The following is a 9,688-nucleotide window of genomic DNA, read 5'->3' as shown; positions in this document are numbered from 1 at the left end:
CATCTCCTTGACATCGGATGCGGAACCGGGCTGTTTTTAGATCGGTATCTCCGGGAAGGAAAACACCGGACAGCAACCGGCATTGACATCTCCCCTGGCATGATACGAAAGGCACAGGAACGATTCCCAATGCTGCCCTATGTTGTTGGAAATGCAGAATTCCTCCCCTTTGTATCTGATACATTTGATTCAATCTCAAGTCTTCTGGCGTTTTCATATCTGCAAAACCCGGGCCTGACTCTTTCTGACTGTTACCGCGTTCTTGTCCCAGGGGGCAGAATTGCGGTGTGTACGCTTGGAAGAAACATCTTTACTTCAAGTCTTCCGGCCCTCTATTCTATCGGTGCCAAAATGAAGATACGCCGGGTCGGGGTAGGATCATTTGCGGAGCATTATTATTCTGCAAAGGAGATGTATGACCTTCTTGAAAAGGCAGGATTTGAGGAGATTGAAATATTCAGATGCTCCTTTGCACACTTTAATCTTGCCGGACCACTTTTTATGATAGCAAAGAAAGTTGAGTCATTTATCGAGGATAATATCCCCTATCTTGCCTACAACCTAATCGCTGCTGGAAAGAAGCCGGAAAAATAGTTTTGTTTTTTTATTATTTTCCTTTCAGTTTTTTCGAGAGTGCCTCAAAGGTATATTCCATCTCGTAATGACAGATGGTTTTTCTTGGGAGCCACAAAAATCGTTTTTGAAACTCCACATCGGCTTGTGTCACGTGGAGTGCCAGCGAGAGCTGAAAGGCAAGGATTACAAACACCATAAGAATGATATCCCGGAGGGTGAGGGTGATAGTAGAAAAGAACGAGTAATGCGCAGTAATAAGATAGCGTATCTGATCTGCAAGGCCTGCAAGTTGTCCTATTGTAATGGCGACGATGATAATAAGCAGCCCAAAGAGCAGAATCATGAAACAGGAGATGATCCAGGAACGAAGAAATCTGCCGATTATCGCAACTAGGGTGCACAGAATGAAAATTATGACAACAGGATCCGCGAGAGCCTGAAGGATTGCACTATCCATTGATGTAAACTCCACTGGCATCAGGTTTATTATTTTCTATCGCTGTCGGTTCATCTGTTTTATGATAGAACAAGCCACGCACATTTTATAATGAATACCGGAAAAGTAATACTATGGTTCAGTCATCCGTCATGTACAGCACAGGAAAACTCTTTTTAAAACAAAACCGGGGGATTGTATGAATCAGCGTTTTTGCATCGGGTTTGAACTCCATCAGCCATATCGCCTTAAAAAGGGATTTAAACCTCGTTTAGCAAGCGGCCCGGATGATCCGATGGAGCGCTACTTTGACGATGCCAATAAGGAGATCCTGCTCAGAGTATGCGAGAAGTGTTACGGGCCGGCAACTTCAATCATTCTTGACCAGCTTGATGACGGATTCTGTTGTGCATTCTCCATTTCCGGTGTTCTTATAGAACAGATGGAAAAGTGGGCGCCTGATGTCCTTGATCTTTTCAGGCAGGCTGCGAACCATAAAAATGTCGAGATGATTGGGCAGACTTACTTTCACAGTATTGCAAGCCTCTTTTGGACGATGGATGAATTTTGTGACCAGGTAAACCTGCATCGGGAGCTTGTTAAAGATGTCTTTGGTGTATCGCCACGGGTTTTTGAAAATACAGAATTTCTCTTTGATAACCGGATAGCAGCAACCGTAAAGGATCTGGGGTTTGATGCCTGTTTTACCGAAGGAGTTGACCATATCCTGCAATGGCGAAGTCCGAACTATCTGTACCGGTGTGCCGGTCTTCCGGTTATTATGCGTAATTTCAGACTCTCTGATGACATTGCCTTCCGGTTTACCTGCCGGGACTGGGACGCATGGCCTCTGACAGCAGACAGGTATGCCCAGTGGGTATCACGGACCCCTGGCGATTTTGTTCCCGTATTTATCGATTATGAAACAATCGGAGAACATTACTGGGTAGAGTCCGGAATTCATGAGTTCTTCAGACATCTCGGTCCGGAAATGCGAAACGCAGGTGTTCAGATGGTAAAACCCTCTGATCTTCTTTCATATCCGGTACGGGATGAGTTCTCTATTCCGCTCCCGATTTCCTGGGCAGATGCAGAGAAGGATGGCACCGCCTGGATTGAAAACAGGAAACAGAAGAATGCCTTCAGGGCAGTGCAGCGAGCCTCCACGTTCTGTACTGATAAACATACCTGGCGATGCCTCCAGATTAGCGATCATTTCTACTATATGTCATGTAAACATGGTTCATGCGGTGAAGTTCATTCGTATTTCAGTCACCAGCCGGAACATGAAGCCTTTATTACCTATATGGACGTTCTCGCGGATTTTGTCGGGCGGGAAATTGATGCCATGGATAAAAAGGAGTATCTCTACCCACTCCGTTCTCTACCCATAGATGATGCATTCTACTTCTCAAGTCCGGTAGGATATACAGGTCATGTTGCGTTTGATATGGATCATTTTGCCGAGATGCTTCAGATTGCACCTTCAGATTCTATTGACTATCATCATACGAGAGGTGATTTTGTTACCTGGTGCCGCACTGTCCTTGGGGATGAACCATTGGCTCAGGCGCTGGAAAAGGCACAGAACAGGCAGGAACTGATTCTCGCAGCAGACACCCGGAGGCATGAATTATGGACCGCTTTAAGATAGCTATATTCTGTTGGGAAAACCTCTATAGTGACCGGGTCGGAGGTCTTGCAAATGCAGCCACCTATCTGGCACAGGCCCTTGCAAAGGATCATGAGGTTCATTTCTTTACCAGGGGTGATGAGGATTTTGAAATGAACGGCGTATACTATCACGTATATCGGCCGCACGGGAATAATATAGTGGAATACTGTGCAGATCTCTCACGGGGGCTGGTACAGAGGTTTTTCCAGTATGATACCCCCGCCTTTGATGTACTTCATTTCCATGACTGGCATGTAACCGAAGCGCTCCATCTTCTCCAGCATCGCCCAACAGTATTTTCATTCCATTCGACCGAGTATGGACGAAACGGGAATGTTCATGGTGACTGGTGGGAGTACCATGAGATCTGCAGCAAAGAGTGGTATGCGGGGCTTATCGCCCGGCGGTGTATCATGGTCTCATGGACGCTCCGAAATGAGGTTCTTGACCTTTATAAGACAGATCCCAATAAGATTCATGTCATTCCAAACGGAGTGGTAAAAGAACAGTTTGATGTGAGCATCGATCCCGGATCTATCAAAGCACAGTATGGGCTTCATTATATGACGCCCCTGATTACCTATGTCGGGAGGATGGCATATCAGAAAGGGCCGGACATCCTTGTGGATGCGATACCCCGTATCCGTGAGAAGCACTGGAATACCGCATTCATTCTTGCCGGTGGAGGGGGGATGCGGGACTGGCTGATTGAAAGAACACAGGGCTGGCCGGTGCAGCTTCCCGGATTTATATCAGATGCAGAGTATGTCAGACTTCTGCATGCCAGTGATATCGTGGTAATTCCAAGCAGAAACGAGCCGTTTGGCATCATCCTCCTCGAAGCATGGAGTGCAAACCGACCGGTGGTCGTCAGCAAGGTAGGGGGTCTTGCAGAAAATGTTGAACATGGGGTGAACGGACTGGTTGTAGATCCCACACCAGAAGGTATTGCATGGGGAGTGACCTATTACCTCGACAACCCGCATGAACGGATCAGGTTAGCCCGTGGCGGATATAATCAGGTTGACCGGCGGTTCTTTTGGGATGCAATAAAAGATCAGGTCATGTACGTATATCGCGAGGCAATGAACTGAAGATTTCTATGTTTCCCCGGGAGAGTGCCTGACTGATATGGATGAAGCGTTCATTCCGGATACCATCAGATTTGGAAGAGAACTCACGCAACCAGCCATTGCATCAGGCCGGGAGTATCTCATGACATACCATGAGGCATACTGCTCATCTTCTTTTGCGGGAAACTCCCGGCGATATCATGGCCTTTTTATTGATCATGGCCGGATAATTCTCTCATCTCTTCATGAAACCATCAACGGCATCTCTCTTCTTCCGGGGTGGTGGGGAGATCGTCCTATTCATGAATCGGTTGCTCACATCCTTTCGGCACGATTATACCCGGTTACCGAAGAATTTTTCCTTGGTTCGGCACTGGTAACCAGAACACGGGAACTGGATCAGGGTCTTCGTATCAGATGGGAGATTACCGGGACGGCAGATCTGGAGATCCGTCCTCTTATGATCGACCGGAGTATCCATGATCTGGGATCTGAACATCAGATCCAGGTCGAACCGGTCCAGGGAGGATATGACTGGAACGGCTATCAGTTCAGGTGCACACTTCCTTTTACATCAGAGGAGCACCACTACTTCCATGCACGGTATCCCCTGGATGCTGCACGGGGATATGAAGATCAGGAGGATCTCTTCTCTCCTGGCATTTTTGCCGGAACTATTACCAATGATATCATAGAACTGGGAGTATATCCGGGCGGGACATATCACCTTCGCACCTCTCCTGCTCCTCCCCGGGATCTCATAAACCGGGCATCACACCTCTGCATACAAAACGGCAAAATTATCACCGGGTATCACGGGTTAATGCAGGCAAGAGGACGGGATACATTCATCAGCATGCCAGGACTGCTCCTTGCATATGGCAGGTATCATCAGGCAGAAGATCTCTTCAGGCAGTATCTTCGCCACCGAAACGGAGGGCTGATACCGGACCGGATCCCTGACTCATACAATTCGGCCGATGGTTCTCTCTGGTTTTTCTGGGCATTATTTCAGTACCTGCAGACACAGCAGAACTCACCTTTTGTTGACGGCATAATCCCTGATCTTGAATCGCTCATCATGTCATATCCGGAGACGGTCCATACCAGTATGGAACACGATCTCATCACGGTCAGTCCTCATTCTACCTGGATGAATACCCGGTATACACCCCGGGAAGGCAAGCCCGTCGAGATCAATGCACTGTGGGTACTGGCCCTCGAGGTCTGCGAGTACCTGGAAATCAATGTTCCGGTCTCATCAAAACAGGTACGGCGCTCATTTTATTCATTCTGGAACGAAGCGACGGGATGCCTGTATGATGTATTGGATCCGGACGATGCGGCAGTCCGGCCAAATCAGCTGATAGCATTGGCCCTTGGTCTTGTTCCTTTTGAGGAAGGGAGAAGGGCTCTTGATACGATTCAAAATACCCTGCTGACACCATACGGGCCACGGACCCTTGCGCCTGGTTCACCAGGGTATCAGGGAACCTATACAGGAGACGCTTTCTGTCATAATGGGATGGTCTGCCCCTGGCTCATGGCCTGGTATATAGACGCTCTCATCCAGTACGGTGAACATCCCTGGCATGTATCACGGGTACTTCATCCCCTCTCAAGCTATTTCCTGAGCGATGGATGCGGAATGATCCCCGAATTATTTGATGGTGATTTTCCCTATACTCCCAGAGGAGCCATCTGTCAGGCCCGGAGTACCGGCGAGTTCATCAGAGCAAGAAATACCATCCTTTCTTTACAGGGGACCCGCAACGACGAGTAAGTACTTTCATTTATATGTGATTTTCACTTTCACCCTGTTTCCTTTACCCTTATATGGAGCATGCAGACATCCTGCTATGGTATGTCAGTTCCTCTCCTCTCACAATTTTCAGTCTCAAGCGGAACATTCACCGCATTCATTGCCCCAGTCGAGGATCTGACACTGGCGCCGGGTGTATATCTCAGAAAAGAGACCGGCCTTATCCTCTATTTGTGTGGCAATTACCCGGTGATACTCCCGGAGCAGGATCGGTTCAGAGATAGGTTCGTCGTCAGAAGAGCACTGACCGCCTACCAGATCCTGACTATCCTTGATGAAGCGTACCAGTCATTTCTTATCTTCGAACATGATCGAACGCTTTTTGAAGATCGGGCAGACCTGCTCCCTATCATCGGTCACCGGCTCAGGGAATATGCTATGAAAAATTCCGGCGTCCTTCTTCTGGCGCCATATCCTGATATGTATATACAGGTTCTTGAACCCTTTTTTCACCGGATATTTTTGATCCAGCAAACACCGGTGAAACCCGTTCCTCTAAAAAAGAGAAAACTATCAAAACAACTCTCCCTGGAGGTATGAGATGACCACGGAATCAGATCCTTTTCTGCTTGATATTTCCAGGACTAAAACCGGAGTAGATATCTGGGAGAAGATCGATGGTCATCTCTCCTGTACGCACCATACCCTGGAGCCTGAATTCTTCCTCTCCTTTCCGGATCCCCACCAGTATTATGATCTGCTGGATGGTCTTGCATCTGCATACCCGGTAACCCCCTGTCAGATCACCACCATCTACGGAAAAGAGGAGGGTTATCGAGTTCAGGCAGGACGGGAAGTTGCAGAAAAGATAGAGCAGCAGACCTTGTACCAGGCCCGGCTTTTTAATGTCGATATCCGGCCGGAACAGATCTTTTGTGCACAAAACAGCCGGATTGTGGGAGGATATGCCACTGCGGATCGGTTTTCTCCTGATCAGCAGCCGCATCTGGACCAGATGGAGATCATCTGTAGTGAAAATCCTCACCGGTGTCAGCATCCGGGAAGGGTCACCATCACCACATCATCTCGACAATGGGTGCTTGACGGTCCGGATGCGCATATTGCTGAGGATATGTTCGCAATTATTCAGGATCAGGATCCGGATATCATCCTCTTTCCAGACTATGATACCTGGTCAGGAATTTTTTACACCCTTGCCAGAACGTATCATCTTGGAAACACATTAAGCAGAACCGGAAGATTTCATACCATCGCGCCCCGCTCCTACTATAGTTACGGAAGAATGGAGCACCGTCTTGGGGCAAAGATTCCGGAAGGGCGGATAATCATTGATACACGGCAGAGTTTTATGTATCGTGAAGGTGACATCAGGGGCATTTTCCTTGCATCACGACTGGCAGGCCTGTCACCCAATCTTACCTGCCGGCTGACACCGGGGACGCTCATCTCATCATATGAAGTATTTGAGGCACTTGCCCGTGGATTTGCGGTTCCTTTCCGGAAGAGTGATGCAGAGGCATGCAGGAATATCACAGATATGAGACTTGATTACCGGGGAGGATATCTGCTTCAGCCTCCACCGGGCATATTTGCCGATGTAACCCAGATCGATTTTACTTCCTTTTACCCATCCATTATCGTCAGAGAGGACCTTTCCCCTGAAACCTTACAGAACAGGGAAAAACCCGGTTTTCTTCCATCTGTATTAAAACCGGTTATCTCACTCCGACATACCACCAAACAACGTAAAAAAACCGATCCATCCTATGCAGGGATGGACGGGGTATTAAAATGGATGCTGGTCACCTGTTTTGGATACACCGGATACAAAAATGCACGATTCGGGAGGATTGAGGTTCATGAGGAGATCACCCGGGCTGCCACCCGTATCCTGAAAGATTGTGTAACCCTTACTGAATCCTATGGTGGGGAAGTCCTCCATGCAATTATTGACTGTCTCTTTATCAGGGGAGGTCATGCTAAAGTAATCCAGGATGCGATCGAACACATGACATCATTTCATACAGAGGCCGATACATATGACTGGGTGGTATTTCTTCCACAATCTGACGGAAGTGGATCATACTGCTCCTATTTTGGTCGGCTGAAACATGGCAGAATGAAGATAAAGGGGATGTTGGCAAACCGCCGGACGACACCGTCATACATTGTACGAATGCAGAATGAGATGCTGGAATACCTTGGCACATATCACCATTATTCTGATCTTGCTGATGCACGGGAGTACTTGTTCTCTGTATACACTCACTATAAGGACAACCTGACCCATGCAGATCTCAAAGATTTTATTATCACCCGCCGGATAGGGCGGGCACAGTACAACAGGCACTGTATCGCTCAGGCGGTTTTGGATCGGTACAGGGACTGCAACGTACCCGTGGAACCGGGCATGGATGTATCATTCCTGGTCAGGGATGAGAAACGTCTTATCGTTGATCCCTCCTGGGATCCACAGGGGATTGATACACGATATTATGGCCGTATTCTTGAAAAGGCATATAAGGAGGTCACCTGTATGATTCCTTGACGGTTCGATCCATGATAATTTCACCGGGAATTGGAGATGTCAGATCAGAAATCATTGATCTGCTGGCGGGGAGTAAAAAAGAAATTTCACCAGGGATGATACTACTACACTCAGGTTCGATGAAAATTCCCTGCATGTCCACATAAAAAAATGACTCGTGTTTTGTATATCGATGATGAAACAACCCTCCTTAACCTTACCCAGATTTATCTGAAAGAGGAGGCAGACCTTGATGTTGAGGTTGCAGCATCGGCTGAAGAAGGGCTTTTCAGGCTGAAAAATGAATCGTTTGATGCGATTATTTCAGATTATGATATGCCTGACATGGATGGTATTGAACTGCTCAAATGTGTACGAAATGAAAATCCCACCATACCATTCATCGTCTTTACCGGAAAAGGACGGGAAGAGATCGTTATTGAGGCACTCAATTATGGCGCTGATTTTTATCTGCAAAAGGGAGGTGACCCAAAACCACTCTTTACCGAGCTTGCAAATGCGGTCCGGCACCTTGTCAGGAGAAGTCAGGCAGAAATCTCAGCAAAACAACATGAACAATACTGGACGAGTATAAAAGAGTCGATAAACGAAAAATTGCAACGCATTGAAGAGTCAGCCCACATATTACAAAAAACCCCTGATATGAGCCCGGAGAGCGGGGAGCATATCACGAAGATTCTTACCCTTGTCAGGGCAATCCATGAGGAACTGAATAATCAATATCATCCAAATCAGGAATCATCATGAGCGCTGAAGGTGTCATGTCATCAATTGAGTTTCAGATGAGCCTGCTCCTATTTGTAGCCCTGGCTGGATATCTTCTCGCCTCCCGGATTAATCAGTCGGCGGTTATCGGGGAGATACTGGTCGGACTTATCGTAGGACCTAGTGTTCTGGGTCTTGTGACATACACCGATTTTGTAAGCAGCATTGCACATCTTGGTGCCATTATTCTCCTGTTTGTTATTGGATTTGAATTTAATATCCGTGAAATATTCAATATCAGATATGGTTTTATCGCAGGATTCGGGGTTATCATTCCGTGGATTGGCGGGTATGCAACCGCTCTCCTGTTTCATTTTGATACACAGGGTGCATTTTTTGTCGGGACTGCGCTTACCGCAACCAGTATTGCAATTACCGCAAATGTTCTCAGGGAGATAAACCAGCTCCAATCAAAAGCAGCAAAAGCCATCATCGGGGCTGCTGTCATAGATGATGTCCTGAGCTTACTTGCCCTGGCGATAACTGAGGATGTTGTGTCCGGTTCATTTACCATAGAAGGGATTGTCCTCGTCTTTGTAAAGGCAATCGGGTTTATGGTACTTTTCGGCCTTCTGGGGGTATCGGTTATCAGCACATTCCTTATGAAACTGGATCACTCACGGATAGCAGAAAAATTTCCGGAATTTGTCTTTATCACAGCAATGATGATCGCATTCTTGTATGCTATGGTTGCAGATCTGGTTGGTTTGTCAGGGATCGTTGGAGCATTCCTTGCCGGTGTCTCGATGGAGAGTGTGGGACTTCGCCGGAGCAAGGACTTAAAAGAAGGAGCAGAATACCTGCAGATCATATTTGCCTCTATCTTCTTTGT

General features: G+C 47.3%; 9 protein-coding genes. 8 read left to right on the top strand and 1 reads right to left on the bottom strand.

Translation table 11 applies throughout. The annotated features are described in order from the left end of the window. On the top strand, window positions 1–594 hold a 594-nt coding region (locus PLA23_RS06500; protein ID WP_324474516.1), incomplete at its 5' end, for a class I SAM-dependent methyltransferase. 13 nt (window positions 595–607) lie between these two features. Here PLA23_RS06500 and PLA23_RS06495 read toward each other — a convergent pair. Then, window positions 608–1,048, bottom strand: a complete 441-nt coding sequence (locus PLA23_RS06495) for a hypothetical protein (protein ID WP_324474515.1) — start codon at window positions 1,046–1,048, stop codon at window positions 608–610. 163 nt (window positions 1,049–1,211) lie between these two features. On the opposite strand from PLA23_RS06495, the gene PLA23_RS06490 reads away from it, so the two are divergent. The 7 genes from PLA23_RS06490 to PLA23_RS06460 form a co-directional block, all read left to right on the top strand. Further along, window positions 1,212–2,666: an alpha-amylase gene (locus tag PLA23_RS06490; RefSeq protein WP_324328270.1), complete on the top strand. Its 1,455-nt coding sequence runs from the start codon at window positions 1,212–1,214 to the stop codon at window positions 2,664–2,666. Then, complete coding sequence (locus PLA23_RS06485) at window positions 2,648–3,781, top strand: glycosyltransferase family 4 protein (RefSeq protein ID WP_324474513.1); 1,134 nt, start codon at window positions 2,648–2,650, stop codon at window positions 3,779–3,781. The genes PLA23_RS06490 and PLA23_RS06485 overlap by 19 nt, the downstream gene beginning before the upstream one ends. Before the next feature lie 37 nt (window positions 3,782–3,818). Continuing rightward, window positions 3,819–5,543, top strand: a complete 1,725-nt coding sequence (locus tag PLA23_RS06480; RefSeq protein ID WP_324474511.1) for an amylo-alpha-1,6-glucosidase — start codon at window positions 3,819–3,821, stop codon at window positions 5,541–5,543. A gap of 60 nt (window positions 5,544–5,603) precedes the next feature. Beyond that, a complete protein-coding gene (locus tag PLA23_RS06475) occupies window positions 5,604–6,122 on the top strand; it encodes a hypothetical protein (protein ID WP_324474509.1) in 519 nt (172 codons plus the stop codon). A 1-nt stretch (window position 6,123) separates the two neighbouring features. Next, complete coding sequence (locus PLA23_RS06470) at window positions 6,124–8,091, top strand: type B DNA-directed DNA polymerase (protein ID WP_324474507.1); 1,968 nt, start codon at window positions 6,124–6,126, stop codon at window positions 8,089–8,091. A 150-nt stretch (window positions 8,092–8,241) separates the two neighbouring features. Beyond that, window positions 8,242–8,838, top strand: coding sequence for a response regulator (locus tag PLA23_RS06465; RefSeq protein ID WP_324328262.1), 597 nt, complete (start codon window positions 8,242–8,244; stop codon window positions 8,836–8,838). Next, window positions 8,835–9,688 (top strand): cation:proton antiporter (locus PLA23_RS06460; protein ID WP_324474505.1); only part of this gene is annotated, 854 nt, incomplete at its 3' end. The genes PLA23_RS06465 and PLA23_RS06460, both read left to right, overlap by 4 nt.

Source organism: Methanospirillum sp. (assembly GCF_035406105.1).
Taxonomy (GTDB): Archaea; Halobacteriota; Methanomicrobia; order Methanomicrobiales; family Methanospirillaceae; genus Methanospirillum.
Note: the sequence above shows the minus strand (reverse complement) of the source record. Positions and strands in the feature narration are given on the sequence as shown.